We start from the raw sequence: 19,661 nt of genomic DNA, 5'->3' as shown, positions 1-19,661 counted from the left end.
CCCCCTCCGACACCACGTCAGACGGATGAAACGATGAACACGCTTCGCACCACCATGCTTCTTGCCGCGATGACGGCGCTGTTCATGGGCGTCGGCTATCTGATCGGCGGCTCGGGCGGCATGGTCATCGCGCTTCTGATCGCCGCCGGCACCAATCTGTTCAGCTATTGGAACGCCGACAAGATGGTGCTGTCGATGAACCGCGCTGTCGAGGTCGACGAGAAGAACGCGCCGGAATATTACGCGATCGTCCAGGCGCTGGCCAAGCAGGCCGGGCTGCCCATGCCGAAGACCTATCTGATCGACAACCCGCAGCCCAACGCCTTCGCCACCGGCCGCAACCCCGAGAATGCCGCGGTGGCGGCGTCCACGGGCCTGCTCGAGCGCCTCTCCCACGAAGAGGTCGCGGCGGTGATGGCGCACGAGCTTGCGCATGTGCAGCACCGCGACACGCTGACGATGACGATCGTGGCGACGCTTGCCGGCGCCATCTCGATGCTCGGCAATTTCGCCTTCTTTCTCGGCGGCAGCCGGGAGAACAACAATCCGTTCGGCTTCGTCGGCGTGCTTGTGGCGATGATCGTCGCGCCCTTCGCCGCGATGATCGTGCAGATGGCGGTGAGCCGCACGCGCGAATACGAAGCCGACCGGCGCGGCGCCGAGATCTGCGGTCACCCGCTATGGCTTGCTTCGGCGCTCAGCAAGATCGCGCGCGGTGCCGAACAGATCCCCGATCCGGACGCCGAGCGCAACCCGGCTATGGCGCATCTTTTCATCATCAACCCGCTTCACGGCGAGCGCATGGACAATCTGTTCTCGACCCATCCGAACACGGAGAACCGCATCGCTGCCCTGCAGGAGATGGCGCGCGCGATGGGTGGCGCCGCGCCGGCCAATCGGCGCAAGGCTTCCGCGCCACCCATGCAGCCCGAGGAGCCGTCGGCGGGGCCATGGGGCAAGCCGGCAGACGCGGCCCCAGAGGCTGAGCCGGCGCCGCCGAAGCCCAATCCCTGGGGCCGCAACCCGACCGGACCGCGCAATGCCCGGCCGAAGGGTCCCTGGTCGTGACGCCGCCGAGGCGCGGACAGCCAGGCAATCCGCAACACAAGAATGGCGACGAGAACGTCGCCGGCCTTGCCGCGCGCAAGGCGGCCGCGCGCCTGCTTGCCGCCGTCATCGACGCGCATACGCCGCTCGATGGCCTGACCGACAACGAGCACGGCCACCCGCAATACAGGGCGCTGGACGGCCGCGACCGGGCGCTGGTGCGCGCCATCCTGGTCACCGCGCTGCGCCATCGCATGACCATTGCCGGGCTGCTGGCCAGGCGGCTGGAAAAGCCGCTGCCGGCCAACGCCACCGCGCTCTCGCATATCCTCAACGTCGCCGCCGCGCAGATCCTGTTCCTCGATGTTCCCGACAGCGCCGCCGTCGACCTAGCCGTGACCCACGCCAAGTCCGATCCGCGAGCACTGCGCTTCTCCGGCCTCGTCAACGGGGTGCTGCGCTCGCTGGCGCGTGCCAAGGAGGCCGAGCTTGCCCCGGCGCTCGCTGCGACCAGCGAGGCGCCCCAATGGTTCTCCGAGCGGCTGACCGCTGCTTACGGAGCCGACAAGGCGCGAGCCATCCTTGCCGCCCATCGCCACGAGGCGCCTGTCGATTTCACCGTCAAGGCCGATCCGGTGATCTGGGCCGAGCGTCTCGGCGGCATCGTGCTGTCGACCGGCACCGTGCGCGTCGAGAAGCTTGCTGCCAATGTCATCGACCTCCCCGGTTTCGCCGACGGCGCCTGGTGGGTGCAGGATGCGGCGGCAAGCCTGCCGGCACGCCTGTTCGGCGACATCAGAGGCCAGCGCGTCGCCGACCTTTGCGCCGCGCCCGGCGGCAAGACGGCGCAGCTTATCCTGGCCGGCGCCGAGGTGACCGCGGTCGACACCTCGAAGAACCGGCTGGCGCGGCTCAGTCAGAATCTCGAGCGCCTTGGCCTGACCGCCGAACTCGTCCAGACCGACCTCCTGGATTACCGGCCGGCACAATTGTTCGACGCCGTGCTGCTCGATGCGCCCTGCTCCTCGACCGGTACGGTGCGCCGCCACCCCGACGTGCCATGGACCAAGACCATGGCCGATGTCGAAAAGCTCGCCGACCTTCAGCGCCGGCTGCTTGCCCATGCCGTCAGTCTCGTCAGGCCCGGCGGCCGGATCGTCTTTTCCAACTGCTCGCTCGACCCGATCGAAGGCGAGGAGCTTTATCGCGATTTCCTCGCCGGGAGCCCCGGCGTCGTCGCCGACCCGATCCGGCCCGGCGAGTTCGTCGGCATCGATCCGTTCCTGACACGGGAGGACACATTGCGCACGACACCTGCCGACCTGGCGCTGGAATCGCCCGGAATTTCAGGCCTGGACGGTTTCTTCGCCGCGCGGATGAGACGGGCCGATCGAAGCGTTATCTCGTAAAACTTGCTGACTTTTTTAGGGATCGGTACCGGCAAAGCGGCGTGAATTGGTTCACTTCGGCGAAATCCGCCTTCGCATAAGTTCTTGAATCGCATAAGCTTGTGCTCGGGTTATGGGGACATCAGGAGGGCTATTGGCACTTGTTGCCGGCAGCACGACGCGTCTATGGACGCTTGTCGCGAGGGAGTTCTGGCGCAAAACGCGCCGGCGCCTCCGCGCCGGCCCGGTCTATCGCTGGCGCTATTCCGGCCGCACGCCCGAACGTGTCCTGATCGCGCCGCCGGACCTGCGGCTCGCCGATCCGCAGATCGCGCTGGAGATCTATTACGGCCGCTACCCGCTGTCCGGCCATCTGGTCGAGACCGGCGGCACATCGCCCTTCCAGCTCGACGTGCCCAATCGCGGCTGGCAGAAATCGCTGCATGGCTTCCGCTGGCTGCGCCACATGCGCGCCACCGGCACCGAGCTTGCCGCCGCCAACGCCAGGGCGCTCGTCACCGACTGGATCGCCATGCACGGCAACCAGATCTCCGGCATCGCCTGGGAGCCGGGCACGACGGCCAAACGGGTGATCGCCTGGCTGCAGCATTCCTCGGTGGTGCTGCAAGGCGCCGAATTCCCCTTCTATCGCGCCTTCCTGAAATCGCTCGCCGTGCAGATCCGCTATCTCCGCTCGATGGCGCGCGAGATGCCGGATGGCGAGGCCAGGCTGCGCGCCCGCATCGCGCTCGCCTTCGCCGCGCTGTCTCTGCCGGCGCCGGCCTCGGCGCTGCGCGCCGCGACACGCAACCTGGCCGAGGAGCTGGAACATCAGATCCTGCCTGATGGCGGCCATATCTCGCGCAAGCCGATGGCGGTGCTGGAGCTGCTGGCCGACCTTCTGCCGTTGCGCCAGACCTATGCCAACCAGGCCGAGGCGCCGCCGTCGGCCCTGATCGGCGCCATCGACCGCATGTTGCCGGCGCTGCGTTTCTTTCGCCACCAGGACGGCAGCCTCGCCCGCTTCAACGGCATGGGCGCCACCATCCACGACCGCATCGCCACCATCATGCGCCATGACGACACGGCGGGCGCGCCGCTGCTGCACGCGCCGCACTCCGGCTACGAGCGCCTGTCGATGGGTGGCGTGACGGTGATCGCCGACACCGGCTTGCCGCCGCCGGTCGACGTCTCCAACGCCGCGCATGCCGGCTGCCTCGCCTTCGAACTCTCCTCCGGGCGCCAGCACTTCATCGTCAATGCCGGCATCGACACCTACGGCGCCCCGGAATTCCGGCCGCTGGCGCGCGCCACCGCCGCGCATTCGACCGCCACGCTCAACGACACCTCGTCGGCGCGCTTCAGCCATTCGCTGCGCGTCAGCGACCTGCTGGGCTCGCCGCTGATCGGCGGCCCGCAGCACGTGCCCTGCAAGCGCCTCGACCAGAAGGGCGTGCACGGCTTCGTCGCCCGCCACGACGGCTATGCCCAGCAATTCGGTTTCCTGCATGAGCGCGAGCTGAAGCTGACCACGAACGGCAACGTGCTTGCCGGTCGCGACCGTTTCCTGCGCCCGGGCAATGCCGCGATCCGCAACAACGGCCGCGACTTCGTCACGGTGCGCTTCCATGTCCACCCCGACATCAGCCTGCTGCGGGACGACCACGACCGCCTGACGCTCGCCGCCGCGCAGGGCGACACCTGGGTCTTCACCTGCGCCGAAGTGGTGCCGGAGGTCGAGGAATCGATCTATTTCGCCGGATTGAGCGGCCCGCGCCGCAGCCGGCAGATCGTGCTCTCCTTCAAGGCCTCGGAGGTTGCCGAAGTCCACTGGCAGCTGACCCGCACCGGCATTGCCGGCCATCCCGAGAACAACTGAATTCCCGACAAATCCGGCCGCGCGCTTGATTTCCGAGACTCACTTGATTTCCGGGGCTCATATGCTAGGGCCGGCCAACGTCCCGTCCAACAGCTCTGAAAGGCCGCCCGCCCATGGCCGTGCCCACGAAAAACATTCCGGCGCCCGATCTCGTTCCGGTGCGCCGGGCGCTGCTTTCCGTCTTCGACAAGACCGGCCTGGTCGATTTCGCCAAAGCGCTCGCCGCAGCCGGCGTCGAGCTGGTTTCGACGGGCGGCACGGCGAAGGCCATCGCCGAGGCGGGCCTGGCTGTGCGCGACGTTTCCGAGCTCACCGGCTTTCCCGAGATCATGGACGGCCGGGTGAAGACCTTGCATCCGTCGGTGCATGGCGCGCTGCTCGGCATCCGCGACGATGCCGAGCATGCCAAGGCCATGCGTGACCATCGCATCGAGCCGATCGATCTTGTCGTCTCCAACCTCTACCCGTTTGAAGAGGTCCGCCACTCCGGCGCCGGCTATGCCTCGATCGTCGAGAACATCGACATCGGTGGACCGGCGATGATCCGCGCCTCGGCCAAGAACCACGCCTATGTCGCCATCGTCACCGATCCGGCCGACTATGCGCCCGTCGTCAACGCGCTGGAGATGAATCTTGGCTCGCTGTCGCTCGACTTCCGCAAGATGCTTGCGGCCAAGGCCTTTGCCCGCACCGCCACCTATGACGCCGCGATCTCCGGCTGGTTCGCCGAGGCGCTGCAGATCGAGCATCCGACCTGGCGCGCCTTCGGCGGCCATCTCGACCAGGTGATGCGCTATGGCGAGAACCCGCATCAGAACGCCGGCTTCTACCTGTCGGGCGACAAACGGCCGGGTGTGGCGACGGCAAAGCAGCTGCAGGGCAAGCAGCTCTCCTACAACAACATCAACGACACCGACGCGGCCTTCGAGCTGGTCGGCGAGTTCGATCCCGCCCGCTCGGCGGCGATCGCCATCATCAAGCATGCCAACCCTTGCGGCGTTGCGGAGGGTGAAACGCTCAAGGCGGCCTATGCCAAGGCGCTGGCCTGCGATCCAGTCTCGGCCTTTGGCGGCATCGTCGCCATGAACCGCATCCTCGACGCCGAGGCGGCGCAGGAGATCGTGAAAACCTTCACCGAGGTCATCATCGCGCCCAACGCGACCGACGAGGCAGCCGCGATCGTCGCCGCGAAGAAGAACCTGCGCCTGCTGGTCACCGGCGGCCTGCCCGACCCGCGCGCTGCCGGCACAACGGCGAAATCGGTCGCCGGCGGGCTGCTGGTGCAGAGTCGCGACAACGCCGTGGTCGACGACCTCGAGCTGAAGGTGGTGACGAAACGCGCGCCGACGCCGGCCGAACTGGCCGACCTCAAATTCGCCTTCCGCGTCGCCAAGCACGTCAAGTCGAACGCCATCGTTTATGCCAAGGACGGCGCCACGGTCGGCATCGGTGCTGGCCAGATGAGCCGCGTCGATTCCTCGCGCATCGCCGCCCGCAAGGCGCTGGACGCGGCGGAGGCTGCGGGCCTCGCCGAGCCACTGACCAAAGGCTCGGTCGTCGCCTCCGACGCCTTCTTCCCCTTCGCCGACGGCCTTCTCTCGGCGATCGAGGCCGGCGCCACGGCCGTCATCCAGCCCGGCGGCTCGATGCGCGACGAGGACGTCATCGCCGCTGCCGACGAGCACGGCATCGCCATGGTGTTCACGGGCGTGCGGCACTTCCGGCATTGATGCTCGGCGCGGAGATGCTTCAAGAATTCGCTCCGCTGAGTCGATTGGTGCGGTTTTCGAGAACCGGAGCGGAGCGGACATTCAGGTCCGTGAGCACCGGAAGCGCAGAAAACCGCGGCAAGCGGCCAGCGGAGTAGAATTATCGAAGCATCTCTTTCGGCTTGTCCGCCGGATAGGGTGTCCCCACCAGGATCGCCATGCCGATGCCGAGGAACAGGATGATCGCCGCCATGCCGAGCCGTGGTGAATCGCTCATCGTGGTGATGGTCGCCACCATGAACGGCGCCAGGAAGCTGGTCGCGCGTCCCGCCAGCGCGTAGATGCCGAAATAGCGGCCCGACTCGGCGGCGGTCACGCTGCGCGCCATGTAGGAACGCGACGATGCCTGCACCGGCCCGAAAGCGAGCCCGATCAGCAGGCCATAGAGGATATAGGCCTTTTCGGCCGCGGTGCCGAACAGGCCGCCGGAATCCGCGGTCGACAGCGGGATCAGGCCGAGCAGCGTGAAGCCCGGACCGGTCGAGACGACGCCGATCGTGGCGACCGACAGCATCACCAGCGCGATCATCACCACGTGCTTCGAGCCGAGCGCGGTATCGAGCCGCGCGGCGATCCAGCAGCCGAAGATGGCGACGACGTTGAGGATGATGCCGAACAGGCCGATCTCGGTGATCGACCAGCGGAACATGCCGGCCGCGAAGGTGCCGCCGAGCGCCAGCAGCGCATTGACGCCGTCCTGATAGATCATGCGCGCCAGCAGGAAGCGCAGGATGCCGCTGCGCTGGCGCACTTCCACCAGAGTAGACTTCAACTCGGACAGGCCCTCGCGCACCGCCGGGCCGATCGGGATTCCCTTGCTGGCGTCCGGCGTGAAGAAGAACATCGGCAGGATGAACAGGAAATACCAGCCGGCGGACATCGGCCCGGTGAAGCGCGCGTCCTCCCCGAGCTTCGGATCGAGTCCGAACAATGGATCGAGGCCGATGAGCGTCTTGCCGGTTTCGAGATTGCCCGCCAAGAACAGCACCACGAAGATCAGTGCGATCATGCCGCCGAGATAGCCGAGCCCCCAGGCCATGTTGGATATCCGGCCGATCTCTTGCTTCGGCACCAGCCGCGGCATCATGGAATCGTTGAACACGGTGGAGAATTCGGCCGCCACCGAAGCCAGCGAGAACAAGAGCACGACCAGGAAAAGATTCGAGCCGGGTGCGGCGAACCACAGCAGGCTGAGGCTGACGATCTTGATCGTCGCGAAGAAGGCGATCCACGGCTTGCGCGGCCCGGTCTGGTCGGCGATCGAGCCGAGCACCGGGGAGAGCACCGCGATGACCAGGCCCGCGGCGGCAATGCCATAGCCCCAGGCGGCCTGCCCGGCGGTCGGATCGCTCGCCATGCGCGAGACGAAATAGGGCCCGAAGATGAAGGTGGTGACAACAGTGAAGAAAGGCTGCGCCGCCCAGTCGAAGAACATCCAGCCCCAGATGCCGCGCCCCGATGCCTGCTGCACTGTCTCTACCGCCACCATGCTGATTCCCCTGGCACCGCTCGCGTCGGGCGCCATGTCTGCATGTTTTCAGGCAGTGATGCAAATGAACAAGCAGGCGCCAATTCCTCGCCCCACGAAGGCGGCTACGCGATGCACGCCTCTTCTGGCGTGACCGATCGGGCCGAGGCTTGATTGCCAGGTGGCTCCCCCAATCCGTCGCTGCTTCGCAGCGCCACATTTCCCCCCTCCGAGGGAAAGGAAGGGAGCGTTGCTGGACGAGCATTGACGGCAAAAAGCTTGGCGCCTTCCTCTACCCCGTCGATCGGGGAGAGGTGGCTCGGCGAAGCCGAGACGGAGTGGGGGGTCGACCAGCGCAGCATAGGATAACGCAAGCGCCAAGCTGCCATGCGCGCTATCGCCAAAGACCAGCCGCTTTGGCAGGGGCGAGGAACTTCACATCCCCGTCAGGTCGCTCATCAGGCCGGACGCCACCGAGAGCCGCGACACGGTGATGTCGCCGCCTTCGGTCAGCGCCTGCAGCCGCTCGCGGATGCGCGCGACGCGTTCGCCGCCGGCCTCGAGCCATGCCCCGACCGGATCCGCCGCCGTGCCGTGCGCGGTGAGCGCCGCCACCGCGATGCCGCGTCGCGCCACGCCGATTGTGTCGGTCGCGCGCGACAGCGCCAGCTGGTCGTAATAGTCGGGCGGCATGATCGAGCGCGCGGCCTCCTCGACGCGCGGGATGCGGAAGGCATCGCTGACGGCGAAGAACGCCTTGGCCGCGCTGACGATGTCGGCATTGGCCGTGCGCGCGGTGAGCGCGACATCCGGGATCAGCTCGGCCACTTCGGTCAGAGCGAGCTGCCCGGCGAGTTCTTCCGGCGCGCCGCCCTTGAACAGGCCGTGTCGCCGCTCCTCGATACGCTCGCGCGAGAAGGCCGGCAGCAGCGACGCCAGCTTCGGTTCGAGCGCCTTGCGCGCATCCTGCAATTCGGCGATGCGCTGCCCCAGCGGCGCGGAGCCCACTTCGTTCTTCAGTGACCAGCCGCTGGTCACGAAGATAAGCCGGCTGACCGACTGATAGAGATCGAGCTGGATCTGGCCGTCGATCTGGTTATCGAGCGCGTCGATCTCCTTGTAGAGCGCCGGCAGCGCGAAGCCGTCGCGGATCACCGCGAAGGTGCGCACGACATCGGCCGCCGTGCGGCCGGTCGCTTCCTGCAGCCGGCTGACGAAGGACGGCCCGCCGCGATTGACCAGATCGTTGGCGACGACGCGCGCGATGATCTCGCGCCGCAGCCGGTGGTCGCGGATCTCGCCGGCGAATTTCTTCGCCATGCGTTCCGGGAAATAGCCCATCAGGTCGCGGTCGAAATGTTGCTCGTCCGGCACGTCGCTGGCGACGATGTCGGAGAACAGCACGATCTTGGCATAGGCGAGCAGCACGCCGAGTTCGGCCCTGGTCAGCGGCTCGCCGCGTGCCTCGCGTTCGGCAAGCGCCGCCGGCGAAGGCAGCGTCTCGACCGCGCGGTCGAGCAGGCCGCGCGATTCCAGCGCCGTCATGAAACGGGCCTGGTGCGCGATGTCGGCAAGGCCGCGCTTGCGCGCCAGCGAGAGCGCCAGCGTCTGCTGGTAGTTGTTGGAGAGCACCAGCGCGCCCACCTCGTCGGTCATCTCGGCGAGCAGCTTGTTGCGCGCCGGCCGCGTCAGCGAGCCCTTGCGCATGGCGGAAGCCAGCGCGATCTTGATGTTGACCTCGACGTCGGAGCAGTTGACGCCGCCCGAATTGTCGATGGCGTCCGAATTGCAGCGGCCGCCATTCAGGCCGAACTCGATGCGCGCCCGCTGCGTGACGCCGAGATTGGCGCCTTCGCCGATGACTTTCGCCCGGACATCGAGCGCGGTGACCCGGACAGCGTCGTTTGCCCGGTCGCCGACATCCTGGTTGCTCTCGCCTGAAGCCCGCACATAAGTGCCGATGCCGCCGAACCACAGAAGGTCGACCGGCGCCTTGAGGATGGCGTTCATGATCTCGACCGGCGTCGCCGTCGTCTTGGCGAGGCCGATGGCGGCGGCGGCCACCGGCGGCAGCGTGATCGATTTCTGGTTGCGCGAGACGATGACGCCGCCTTCCGACAGCTTCGACTTGTCGTAGTCCTGCCACGACGAGCGCGGCAGCGCGAACATGCGCACCCGCTCGGCCATCGATGCGGCCATGTCCGGATCGGGGTCGATGAAGATGTCGCGATGGTCAAAGGCGGCGATCAGCCTGGTCTGCGGCGACAAGAGCATGCCGTTGCCGAACACGTCGCCCGACATGTCGCCGACGCCCACCACGCTGAAGGGCGAGGTCTGGATGTCCCGGTTGATCTCGCGGAAATGCCGCTTCACCGCTTCCCAGGCGCCCTTGGCGGTGATGCCCATCTTCTTGTGGTCGTAGCCGGCCGAACCGCCGCTGGCGAAAGCATCGTCCAGCCAGAAATGGTGCTTCTCGGAAATGGCGTTGGCGGTATCGGAGAAGGTCGCGGTGCCCTTGTCGGCGGCGACGACGAAATAGGGATCGTCAGGATCGCGCCGCACCACGCCGGCCGGCGGGATGACGCCGTCGACGCCGATATTGTCGGTGATCGAGAGCAGGCTGGAGACGAAATTCTTGTAGGCCGAGGTCCCGGCCTCGAAGATGGCGTCGCGCCCGGCGCTCATCGGCAGCTTCTTCGGGTAGAAGCCGCCCTTGGCGCCGACCGGCACGATGACCGCGTTCTTCACCTGCTGCGCCTTCACCAGGCCCAGCACCTCGGTGCGGTAATCCTGGGCGCGGTCCGACCAGCGCAGGCCGCCCCGCGCCACCGGACCGAAGCGCAGATGCACGCCCTCGACCTCGGAGCCGTAGACGAAGATTTCGCGCCATGGCCGCGGCGCCGGCAGGCCCTCGACCGCCTGGGAGTCGAGCTTGATGGCCAGCGACTGCCCTTTCTCTTTCGTATCGGCTACGAAATGATTGGTGCGCAGCGAGGCTTCGATGAGGTTCAGATAGCGGCGGATGATCGTGTCGTCATCGATATTGGGCACCTCTTCCAGCGCGTCCTTGATCTTGGCCTTGAGGTGCTTGGCGGCGACCGCGCCATCGCCCTCCGCCGCCGGCCCGAGCCGTGCGACGAACAGCGCATGCAGGCCGCGCGCGATCTCCGGATAACGGTTGAGCGCCGCGGCGATGAAATCCTGGCTCTGCGGAATACCGGCCTGCTGCAGATAGCGGCCATAGGCGCGCAGAATGGTGATCTCGCCCGACCACAGGCCGGCGGTCTGGGCCAAGCCGTTATAGCCGTCATTGTCGACATCGCCACGCCAGACCGACAGGAACGCGTCCTCGAACAGCGCGCCGCCATCGGCAAGGTCTATTCGCGCGCCGTAGCTGTTCTCCAACTCCATGTCGTGGATGAACACCCGGTCGGCCGGATCGTCGCCGACCTCGAAAGTGCGCTCGCTGATGACGCGGAAGCCGATGTTTTCCAGCACCGGCACGCGCCGCGACAGCGCCACCGGGCTGCCGAAATGATAGATTTTCAAAGCCGCCTGTTGCGGCTTCTGGTCGGCATGGCGGTAATAGTCGATGGCGATCGGATTGACGGCGCTGATCTTCGCAATGCGCCCGGCATCGGCCAACGCCACGGCGGCCGAGAAGGAGTCGCGATAGCTTTCGGGGAACCGCGCCGCGATTGCCTTCAGCGCCGGATCGCTGCCGGCCGCTTCCGCGGCTTCGGACAGCGCGTCCTCCCAGGTGCGCACGATGTCGCGGATCGCCGCCTCGATCGTCGACTGCTCGACCTTCGGCGTCTTGCCGCCGGAACGGCCGATGATGAAATGCACGCGCGCCAGTCCGCCTTCCGGAAAGGCCGGGTAATAGGCCGACAACCGGCCTTCGAACGCCGTCTTGAGATAGCTGCCGACCTTCTCGCGCACGACACTGTCGTAGCGGTCGCGCGGCACGAAAACGATGATCGAGACGAAGCGGTCGAACTGGTCGACGCGCACCAGCGCCCGCACGCGCGGCCGCTCGATCAGCCCGAGTATGGCGACCGCGTGCTTGCGCAGGATGGGAATGGGAACCTGGAACAGCTCGTCGCGCGGATAGCTTTCCAGGATGTTGATCAGCGCCTTGCCGGAATGATCGTGCGGATCGAAACCGGATTTCGAGATCACGGTCTCGGCCTTGGAGCGCAGATAGGGGATCTTCATCACCGAGCGCGTGTAGGCGGTCGAGGTGAACAGGCCGACGATGCGCAGCTCGCCCGCGAGCGCGCCTTTCGCCGTGTAGGTCTTGATGCCGATGTAATCGAGATAGATGCGGCGATGCACCGACGACTTGGCGTTGGCCTTGGTGACGATCAGCGGCTCCGGCCCGTGCAGGAAGGCGCGGATCTCCGGCGTCGTCGTCACCGCCTCGGTGCCGCGCCGCAACACCAGCACATCGGGATCCGAAAGGATGCCGAGGCCCGGCTTCTCGGCGCGCTCCAGCGAGCCGCTTTCCTCGCCGCCGGTATATTTGAACTCGCGCATGCCGAGGAAGGTGAAATTGTCGTCGCGCAGCCATTCTAGGAAGGCGATCGCCTCGGCGACGCTCTTCTTGTCGAGCGGCACCGCCGAATAGCGGAATTCGGAAATCGCCTGGTCGAGGCGGGCAAGCATGCGCTTCCAGTCGGCGACGGCCGCCCGGACCTGGGAAAGCATCTTGCGCAGCCGCTCGGTGAGGCTCTTGGCCTGCTCGGCGTTCAGCCTTGGAATGTGGACATGGACGACACTCAGCCTGTCGTCATCCTCCTTGCCGCCATCGCCAAGCACCTCGACCACGCCATCCTTGCCGTGGCGGACGGTGACGATCGGATGGGTGACCAGCGTCGGCTCGCCGCTGATCTCGGTGATCTCGCCGAGGATGGAATCGAACAGGAACGGCATGTTGTCGTTGACGACGGTGATGACCGTGACCGGCCGGCCGTCGCAGGCGACGCCCGAATCGGCTTCGACGGCGACGACGCTTTCGCCTTTCCTGTGGCTGGCGACCGCTTGGGCGGCGAGCTCGCCGGCGCGTTCGAGGTCGGCCACGTCATAGGACGCGATGTCCTCGGCGGGCGCCCGTGCCAGCAGATAGTCGGCAAGCCTTGCGGGTTTCTCCTCCGCTTTCGCGGCGGCGGCTTTCTTCTTCGGCTTGGATTTCACGCTGGCCATGACGCTTATTGCCTCCCGTGGCATGCTTTTGCGACTATGGTAGCCAGATGACTGCGGTTTGGCGACAAAGGTTTGACGACGCTTTAAAAAATTCGAACCGACGCCATCGCCGCGCGAGGAGAACGACCATGACCGGCAAAATAACCGCGCTCGACCTTGTCCAGGCGGAGCTCAGCGAGGCGACGAAAGCCTATTTCGACAAATGTCGGGAGAAGCTCGGCCTCGTACCCAACGTGCTCACCGCCTACGCCTTCGACGAGAAGAAGCTGCGCGCCTTCACCGACATGTACAACGATCTGATGCTGGGCGATTCCGGTCTTTCGAAGCTGGAGCGCGAGATGATCGCCGTGGTCGTCTCCTCGATCAACCACTGCTTCTATTGCCTGACCGCGCATGGCGCGGCAGTGCGCCAGCTGTCGGGCGAACCGGCGCTCGGCGAGATGATGGTGATGAATTTCCGCGCCGCCGAGCTGTCGCCGAAACAGACAGCGATGCTCGAATTCGCGGTCAAGCTGACCGAGGAGCCGGCCACGATTGTCGAGGCCGACCGCGCCGCCTTGCGCCAGGCCGGCTTCACCGATCGCGATATCTGGGACATCGCCTCGACCGCCGCCTTCTTCAACATGTCGAACCGGGTGGCCGCCGCGGTCGACATGCGGCCCAACCCGGAATACCACGCCATGGCGCGGTAGCGGCCGCGGCTTTACATTAGCAATATCGAATTTTTCGTTGCCCATCCCGCCATTTGGTCCGATGATCAGGATTGCGGCGTAGCCGCATATCCAGGACTGCGGCGCAGCCGCATAATCGCAAGCGGCGTGGCCGCATGCCGGTTCGACGCCGCCGACAAGGGAGGAGAACATGGCGAAATTTCTCTATGTCTATCACGGCTCCGGCAAGATGCCGACCGACGAAGCCGAACGCAAAGCGGCTATGGATGCCTGGACCGGCTGGTACGACAGGCTCGGCTCGGCCGTGGTCGACGGCGGCAATCCGGTCGGCATGTCGAAGACGGTGCTGCCAAGCGGCAAGATCGAGAACAATGGCGGCAGCAATCCGACCGCCGGCTACACCATCGTCGAAGCCAGAGACATCGACGACGCCGTCGCCAAGGCAAAGGATTGCCCGATCCTGATGGACCCAGCCTTCAGCGTCGAGATCGCGCCGATCATCGAGATGATGTAGCGCCTAAGCGTTTGATGCATGTCGTTATCCCAAAACCGGGGTGCACTTTTGGGCGACATGCATTAGGAACGCGCCGCGATTGCCGCGGCCGCGCCCGCCATGGTCGTGGCGCTGACGCGGTTGGCGATCTTCATGGCGCGCTTGCTCTTCAAGAGCCGGCGCGCTTGCGATGCCGCCAGCACCCAGGCGAGGTCGATGACCACCAGCACGATAGCCATGGTCAGCGTCAGCTCGACCCAGCCGACAACGCTGACCGAGGCGAGATCGATGATGGTCGGCAGCAGCGCCAGATAGAACATCATGATCTTCGGGTTGCCGAGCGTCACCGCCATGCCGGCAAAGAACAGTTTCAAGGGCGAGTCCTCGCGCGGCATCTCGCCTTCCTTCGCCTCGACCGGCGCCGTCCACATCTTGAACGCCAGATAGGCGAGATAGGCGACGCCCACCCATTTCACGACGACGAAAGCGTAGTGGAAGGTCTGCGCCACGACGGCGAGCCCGAACACCGCCAGCGACAGCCAGACGGCTTCACCGATCCACATCGCCAGCAGGAACGGGAAGACGTCGCGGAACCCCTTCGAGATCACCCGCGCCACGAGTGCTGCGATCGACGGGCCGGGCGAGCCGGCGGCGACGAACAAAGCGGCGGCGAAGATCAGCAGCGAGGCGAGATGCATGGCGGACCTCATGTGGTGAAGAATTTTAGCCCACGAGACTAGCGCAACCGCCGGGATGGCGAAAGCAAACCGACTGCCGGTAGTGTCTCAGTTAGAAATTAAGGCCTTCGCGTAGGCCTTCGCAAAATCCGCAGAGGATGGCGGATAAATGTCGTACCAGTCCTGCGCATAGACGCGCTCTCGTTCCTTATCGAAGTCTGTAGGGTCAAGCGGGATTTCGTCGCCTGGCGTCCCACGTATTTTTCCAACCACGATGGAGTTGAGTGTCGGAAGGCCGTTTTGATGGCAATAAAACGCTATATGGCCAAGTATTTGTGCTAAAACTCCCGCCGCAGGCTTACCATACATCAGCACAGACAGGCCTTTGTAAGTAGATGTTTGTCTGTTCTTAGCCATCCCGACGAGGATCTGCCATGCCTGCACGGCTCTCTCCGAGTGAGACGCCGTTGGGTTAAATTTCTGCATTTTCCTTGACCGTGGTTGTATAGGCCGCGCGTGCCAGATTGTACACGTTCCCAATATGTGAAACTTTATGCTTAATGCTAAGCGTTAAGGTTCACTTTAAAAGTCGCAATTGAACGACCTTTGTCTGAAGTTCTTCCCTCTGCAGGCCGGACAGGCTCTCAATATCGAAGGTGTTGAGTGATAGCGCGCCGACAACTTGTGCCTTGGACTGGACGCCGTGGTCCATCAGCATTCGCATGCCTGTCGCCAATACGGTCGGCGGCGGCAAATGGAAGGCGTTGTCCAGCGGTTCCTTTTTGCGGATGCGCCGTATGTTCATCTGTTTCCAGATATATTGGACCTGAACAGGGTTTAGAATTTCGAGGTCCTTGCAGCGGTAGACCATAGCGGCAACGGCAACCCGCCAGCGTTGTTTCATCGCTAAGAAATAATCGATGGACGTGCTGGCCACCTCGGATGCGAACTGGGACCTTGGCAGCAAAAACGCACCAGCGAAGCGGTTTGCTTGCCGTTCGATCCGGTCGAGGTTCTTGCTTGTCACCTCGACCGACGCATGCAGCACAATATGGCCAAGTTCATGCGCAAGATTGAAAAGCGTGCGCGACGTGCTCTGCACTTCCCTAGAGTAGAGGATATATGGTCGCCCTCCCTGCCAGCGCGAAACCGCATCCATGTCCTCGCACTTTACTTCTTCCTCGATCAAGATGCAGCCATTGAACTCCAGCACGGCGGTGAGATCGGTTACAGGCTCTTGAGCGAGCCCCCAAAGCTTGCGGACCGCCTCTGCGACAGTTTCAATTTTGTCATCATCGTCCACCTCATAATCGAAGTCGATTTCGGGCAAACGGACGGGTGGCAATTCGATGAACCGCTCAAGATAGGACGTAATGTCGAAGGCCCATTCGAGTCGGCGGGCAACACGCAGTCGCTCTGGCCGCTGCATCCTTTTCAAGCTGCGCCAGTTAGGCATGCGGAAGCGCGATACAGATCTGTTTCTCGGTGTCGTGAAAAAAGAGGGCGGCTGTCCCGTCACCTCGATTATCCGGGCAAACACTTCGCCCCTTGGCGTGCTCAAGCCGGTTTCATAGTGTCCAACAGCGCCGCGCGAGACACCAATCGCATCAGCGAATTGTTCGTCGGTTAGCCCGGCCGATTCGCGCGCCTCCCGGATGCGTTCCGGGATCACCTTATGCTGCTCGCCGATCATTTCTCTTTGCCGGATTCGATATCGTCTTTTTGCTGCTCAAGTGCTTCCTGAACTTCCTCCCGGAATTTCATTGCATCACGCGGATTGACTTTGGGTCTTTTCGACTCCTCAGGTCTAACAATCGCCGTGCGCGTGGCGTTCAGCGCGTCTTTTCGAGCTAGCCAGGTTTCGCTTTCTTGCCCACTCGGTAGGCCCCAAAGTGCATGGCTCAACGCACCATTCTTGGTGGCCCCGTAACAAAGCCACGCGGTGTAGAACTTCGCCGTAGGCAGATGGACCACCTTCGGGTCGTCGAACATGTCGATCTGGTTTGAGTGGCGCTTGTCCTGCTGATTTGGCGTGTCCTCAGGAAACGCTTCTTTTTCCGGGGTTCTCACCAAAAAACCGCGACACTGGCCGCTGCGGATTTCCAGCCAGTGCCAGCTACCAATGGGCATGGGAGTAAACTCAGCGACAAATGGAAGGTCGCCGGCTTCACAGAGTTGGTGGATACGAAACATCACACCCGCGCGGCGCATCAGGCCTCGGAAATCTTTCCCTACAGGAGTATCGAGGAAGGGAAGACTTTTGACGGCGTCATCGCCGAGCGCAACCCCCTCGCGCAATGCACGAATTGTGTCGCCGTAGGTATGCTCGGGGAATGCAGTATCAAGCGCTTCTACGTAGTCGGGCATGGCAAAAGTCCTGTTCTGACTGGTGCATACCCTCTTACCAAAATTACCGTCCTGCGTCTAGCAGACTATTTGTTTTTCCCGACTTTCGGCAGCCTTCAAAAAGAGGGAGCACCCGCTCCCCCTTTTTGGCTTCCGTGGAAAGCTTACGCCGCGCCCATCACCTTGGCGGCCTTTTCGAAACGCTTGCGCTCGTTAGGATCGAGATAGAGCTTGCGCAGCCGAATGGTCTTCGGCGTCACTTCGACCAGCTCGTCATCCTGGATCCAGGCCAGCGCCCGCTCCAGCGTCATGCGGATCGGCGGCGTCAGCTTCACCGCCTCGTCCTTGCCGGCGGCGCGGATGTTGGTGAGCTTCTTGCCCTTGAGCACGTTCACTTCGAGGTCGTTGTCGCGCGAATGAACGCCGATGATCATGCCCTGATAGACCTTGACGCCCGGATCGATGATCATCGGGCCGCGGTCTTCGAGGTTCCACATCGCATAGGCGACGGATTCGCCCTGCTCGTTGGAGATCAGCACGCCGTTGGTGCGGCCGGGCAGCTCGCCCTTGTAAGGCTCATAGGCGAAGAACAGGCGGTTCATCACGGCGGTGCCGCGCGTGTCGGTCAACAATTCGGACTGGTAGCCGATCAGGCCGCGCGTCGGTGCGTGGAAGACAAGGCGCTGGCGGTTGCCGCCGGACGGGCGCAGCTCGACCATTTCGGCCTTGCGTTCCGACATCTTCTGCACGACGACGCCGGCATGCTCCTCGTCGACGTCGATGACGACTTCCTCGACCGGCTCCAGCAGCTGGCCGTCGTCGCCCTTCTGCATGACGACGCGCGGACGCGACACGGCAAGCTCGAAACCTTCGCGGCGCATCGTCTCGATCAGCACGGCGAGCTGCAACTCGCCGCGGCCGGAGACGAAGAAGGAGTCCTTCTCCGCCGATTCCTCGATCTTGAGCGCGACATTGCCCTCGGCCTCGCGCAGCAGGCGGTCGCGGATGACGCGGCTGGTCACCTTGTCGCCCTCGGTGCCGGCAAGCGGCGAATCATTGACCAGGAAGGACATGGTGACGGTCGGCGGGTCGATCGGCTGCGCATGCAGCGGCTCGCTCACCGCCGGGTCGCAGAACGTGTCGGCGACGGTGCCCTTCGACAGGCCGGCGATGGCCACGATGTCGCCCGCCTGGGCTTCGTCGATCGGCTGGCGCTCGAGACCGCGGAAGGCGAGGATCTTGGAGACGCGGCCGGTTTCGATCTGCGTGCCGTCGTGATGCAGCACCTTGACCGCCTGGTTGGCCTTCAGCGTGCCGGACTCGATACGGCCGGTGATGATGCGGCCGAGGAACGGGTTGGCTTCGAGGATGGTGCCGATCATGCGGAACGGGCCGGGATGAACGGTCGGTGCCGGCACATGCTTGACGACCAGGTCGAACAGCGGGGCGAGACCCTGGTCCTTCGGGCCCTCGGGATTTTCCGAAACCCAGCCGTCACGGCCAGAACCATAGAGGATTGGGAAATCGAGCTGCTCGTCGGTGGCGTCGAGGGCCGCGAACAGGTCGAACACCTCGTTGACCACTTCGATGTGGCGGGCGTCCGGACGGTCGATCTTGTTGATGACGACGATCGGTCGCAGGCCCACCTTGAGCGCCTTGCCGACCACGAACTTGGTCTGCGGCATCGGGCCTTCGGCGGCGTCGACGAGCACGATCGCCGAATCCACCATAGACAGGATGCGCTCGACCTCGCCGCCAAAATCGGCGTGTCCGGGCGTGTCGACGATGTTGATGCGGGTGCCGTGCCAGTCGACCGAGGTCGCCTTGGCCAGGATCGTGATGCCGCGTTCCTTTTCGAGGTCGTTGGAATCCATGGCGCGCTCGGCGACGCGCTGGTTGTCGCGGAAGGCGCCGGACTGTTTCAGAAGTTGGTCGACCAGCGTGGTCTTGCCATGGTCGACGTGCGCGATGATCGCGATATTGCGGAGGTTCATTTTTCTGGTCTCGGGAACGTTGCAGGCAGCAGGCCCAAAAGCGCCGCCTTTTTCGGTTGCGCGGCTCATACAAGGTTTTTCGCAATTGCGAAAGGGGAGGGACGATCCCAAATAGATGGTCACTGATTCTTAAACGTCTTGGTGTGAAATGATTCTGTTAACCAAGGCGGAACCTTTGAGGGGCCGGACAGTTCGATGTTCATGACCGATCATATGCCCAGATTGCGTCCGGTTTTTGTGTGGGCGGCGCTTGGCGTGCTTGTAGCGGCAGGCGCCGCGCAGTCGGCGGCCGCGCTGCGGGAAGCTGACCCGATCGCACCGCCCGACGCCAGGACAGTACAGCAGATGTTCGCCGACGCCCCCGACGGCGTCGACCCGATCGTCACCGGCCCGGTCAGCGCCGCCTTCAAGCAGCGCCAGAAGGATGCCAACTGCGACACCGCGGTCTGGCCGGACGTTCCGCGAGCTTGCTATCCGGATTGATCTTTCCGCCACAGAAAACGGCAAATGCTGGCGGGACAGCGCCCCCCTCTGCCCTGCCGGGCATCTCCCCCTCAAGGGGGGAGATTAGCAGCTTTGATCCCGCCGCCAGTCCTGCAGCGTTGGAAATTAGCGAAAGCCGATGCGAAATCCGATCTCCCCCTTGAGGGCAGGGCTATCGCATATGAGTGATCGCATTGATGAGATAGTCGTCGTTCCAGGCGCATTTTTTGATGCGATGGCT

The 19,661-nt window shown here is 64.3% G+C and carries 14 protein-coding genes; 7 read left to right on the top strand and 7 right to left on the bottom strand.

The annotated features are described in order from the left end of the window. The first annotated feature begins 33 nt into the window (after nucleotides 1-33). From htpX to purH, 4 genes are all read left to right on the top strand, one after another. Nucleotides 34-1,068, top strand: a complete 1,035-nt coding sequence (htpX, locus tag FJ424_RS28420; protein WP_140658961.1) for a zinc metalloprotease HtpX — start codon at nucleotides 34-36, stop codon at nucleotides 1,066-1,068. Further along, nucleotides 1,059-2,456 carry an RsmB/NOP family class I SAM-dependent RNA methyltransferase gene (locus FJ424_RS28415; RefSeq protein WP_181182184.1) on the top strand — a complete coding sequence of 466 codons (1,398 nt, stop codon included), beginning with the start codon at nucleotides 1,059-1,061 and terminating at the stop codon, nucleotides 2,454-2,456. Before htpX ends, FJ424_RS28415 begins: the two co-directional genes overlap by 10 nt. Nucleotides 2,457-2,589: 133 nt before the next feature. Continuing rightward, nucleotides 2,590-4,314 (top strand): heparinase II/III family protein, encoded by a 1,725-nt coding sequence (locus FJ424_RS28410; RefSeq protein ID WP_140658959.1) that lies wholly within the window; start codon nucleotides 2,590-2,592, stop codon nucleotides 4,312-4,314. A gap of 113 nt (nucleotides 4,315-4,427) precedes the next feature. Beyond that, nucleotides 4,428-6,044: a bifunctional phosphoribosylaminoimidazolecarboxamide formyltransferase/IMP cyclohydrolase gene (gene purH, locus FJ424_RS28405; RefSeq protein WP_140658958.1), complete on the top strand. Its 1,617-nt coding sequence runs from the start codon at nucleotides 4,428-4,430 to the stop codon at nucleotides 6,042-6,044. A gap of 139 nt (nucleotides 6,045-6,183) precedes the next feature. Here purH and FJ424_RS28400 read toward each other — a convergent pair whose 3' ends face one another. Together FJ424_RS28400 and FJ424_RS28395 are read right to left on the bottom strand one after the other, a co-directional pair. Then, on the bottom strand, nucleotides 6,184-7,572 hold the full coding sequence (locus tag FJ424_RS28400) for an MFS transporter (protein ID WP_246677369.1): 1,389 nt from the start codon (nucleotides 7,570-7,572) through the stop codon (nucleotides 6,184-6,186). A gap of 414 nt (nucleotides 7,573-7,986) precedes the next feature. Then, complete coding sequence (locus FJ424_RS28395) at nucleotides 7,987-12,756, bottom strand: NAD-glutamate dehydrogenase (protein WP_140658957.1); 4,770 nt, start codon at nucleotides 12,754-12,756, stop codon at nucleotides 7,987-7,989. Nucleotides 12,757-12,884: 128 nt separating this feature from the next. On the opposite strand from FJ424_RS28395, the gene FJ424_RS28390 reads away from it, so the two are divergent. Next, nucleotides 12,885-13,448, top strand: coding sequence for a peroxidase-related enzyme (locus FJ424_RS28390; RefSeq protein ID WP_140647000.1), 564 nt, complete (start codon nucleotides 12,885-12,887; stop codon nucleotides 13,446-13,448). A gap of 169 nt (nucleotides 13,449-13,617) precedes the next feature. Continuing rightward, nucleotides 13,618-13,941 carry a YciI family protein gene (locus tag FJ424_RS28385; protein WP_140658956.1) on the top strand — a complete coding sequence of 108 codons (324 nt, stop codon included), beginning with the start codon at nucleotides 13,618-13,620 and terminating at the stop codon, nucleotides 13,939-13,941. A 62-nt stretch (nucleotides 13,942-14,003) separates the two neighbouring features. Here FJ424_RS28385 and FJ424_RS28380 read toward each other — a convergent pair whose 3' ends face one another. The 5 genes from FJ424_RS28380 to typA all read right to left on the bottom strand — a co-directional run bounded on the left by FJ424_RS28380 (nucleotide 14,004) and on the right by typA (nucleotide 18,937). After that, on the bottom strand, nucleotides 14,004-14,618 hold the full coding sequence (locus FJ424_RS28380; protein ID WP_140647002.1) for a LysE family translocator: 615 nt from the start codon (nucleotides 14,616-14,618) through the stop codon (nucleotides 14,004-14,006). Nucleotides 14,619-14,705: 87 nt separating this feature from the next. Then, nucleotides 14,706-15,041, bottom strand: a complete 336-nt coding sequence (locus FJ424_RS28375) for a hypothetical protein (RefSeq protein ID WP_140658955.1) — start codon at nucleotides 15,039-15,041, stop codon at nucleotides 14,706-14,708. A gap of 133 nt (nucleotides 15,042-15,174) precedes the next feature. Beyond that, nucleotides 15,175-16,290 carry an XRE family transcriptional regulator gene (locus tag FJ424_RS28370; RefSeq protein ID WP_140658954.1) on the bottom strand — a complete coding sequence of 372 codons (1,116 nt, stop codon included), beginning with the start codon at nucleotides 16,288-16,290 and terminating at the stop codon, nucleotides 15,175-15,177. Continuing rightward, nucleotides 16,287-16,964, bottom strand: coding sequence for a hypothetical protein (locus FJ424_RS28365; RefSeq protein ID WP_140658953.1), 678 nt, complete (start codon nucleotides 16,962-16,964; stop codon nucleotides 16,287-16,289). Before FJ424_RS28365 ends, FJ424_RS28370 begins: the two co-directional genes overlap by 4 nt. A 143-nt stretch (nucleotides 16,965-17,107) precedes the next feature. Further along, the gene (gene typA, locus FJ424_RS28360; RefSeq protein ID WP_140647004.1) at nucleotides 17,108-18,937 is read right to left on the bottom strand and encodes a translational GTPase TypA; all 1,830 of its coding nucleotides are present in this window, start codon (nucleotides 18,935-18,937) and stop codon (nucleotides 17,108-17,110) included. A 195-nt stretch (nucleotides 18,938-19,132) separates the two neighbouring features. On the opposite strand from typA, the gene FJ424_RS28355 reads away from it, so the two are divergent. Next, complete coding sequence (locus FJ424_RS28355; RefSeq protein WP_246677368.1) at nucleotides 19,133-19,420, top strand: hypothetical protein; 288 nt, start codon at nucleotides 19,133-19,135, stop codon at nucleotides 19,418-19,420. Nucleotides 19,421-19,661: the final 241 nt, after the last annotated feature.

Origin of the sequence: Mesorhizobium sp. B3-1-8 (assembly GCF_006439495.1) — a bacterium.
Classification (GTDB): Bacteria; Pseudomonadota; Alphaproteobacteria; order Rhizobiales; family Rhizobiaceae; genus Mesorhizobium.
This window is presented reverse-complemented; position numbering and strand designations above follow the sequence as displayed.

Coding starts and splice junctions, on each gene's coding strand:
- FJ424_RS28385 (WP_140658956.1), top strand. CDS start 13,618: ATGGCGAAATTTCTCTATGTCTATCACGGCTCCGGCAAGATGCCGACC.
- FJ424_RS28395 (WP_140658957.1), bottom strand. CDS start 12,756: ATGGCCAGCGTGAAATCCAAGCCGAAGAAGAAAGCCGCCGCCGCGAAA.
- purH (WP_140658958.1), top strand. CDS start 4,428: ATGGCCGTGCCCACGAAAAACATTCCGGCGCCCGATCTCGTTCCGGTG.
- FJ424_RS28365 (WP_140658953.1), bottom strand. CDS start 16,964: ATGCCCGACTACGTAGAAGCGCTTGATACTGCATTCCCCGAGCATACC.
- FJ424_RS28400 (WP_246677369.1), bottom strand. CDS start 7,572: ATGGTGGCGGTAGAGACAGTGCAGCAGGCATCGGGGCGCGGCATCTGG.
- FJ424_RS28355 (WP_246677368.1), top strand. CDS start 19,133: ATGTTCATGACCGATCATATGCCCAGATTGCGTCCGGTTTTTGTGTGG.
- FJ424_RS28390 (WP_140647000.1), top strand. CDS start 12,885: ATGACCGGCAAAATAACCGCGCTCGACCTTGTCCAGGCGGAGCTCAGC.
- FJ424_RS28370 (WP_140658954.1), bottom strand. CDS start 16,290: ATGATCGGCGAGCAGCATAAGGTGATCCCGGAACGCATCCGGGAGGCG.
- htpX (WP_140658961.1), top strand. CDS start 34: ATGAACACGCTTCGCACCACCATGCTTCTTGCCGCGATGACGGCGCTG.
- typA (WP_140647004.1), bottom strand. CDS start 18,937: ATGAACCTCCGCAATATCGCGATCATCGCGCACGTCGACCATGGCAAG.
- FJ424_RS28380 (WP_140647002.1), bottom strand. CDS start 14,618: ATGCATCTCGCCTCGCTGCTGATCTTCGCCGCCGCTTTGTTCGTCGCC.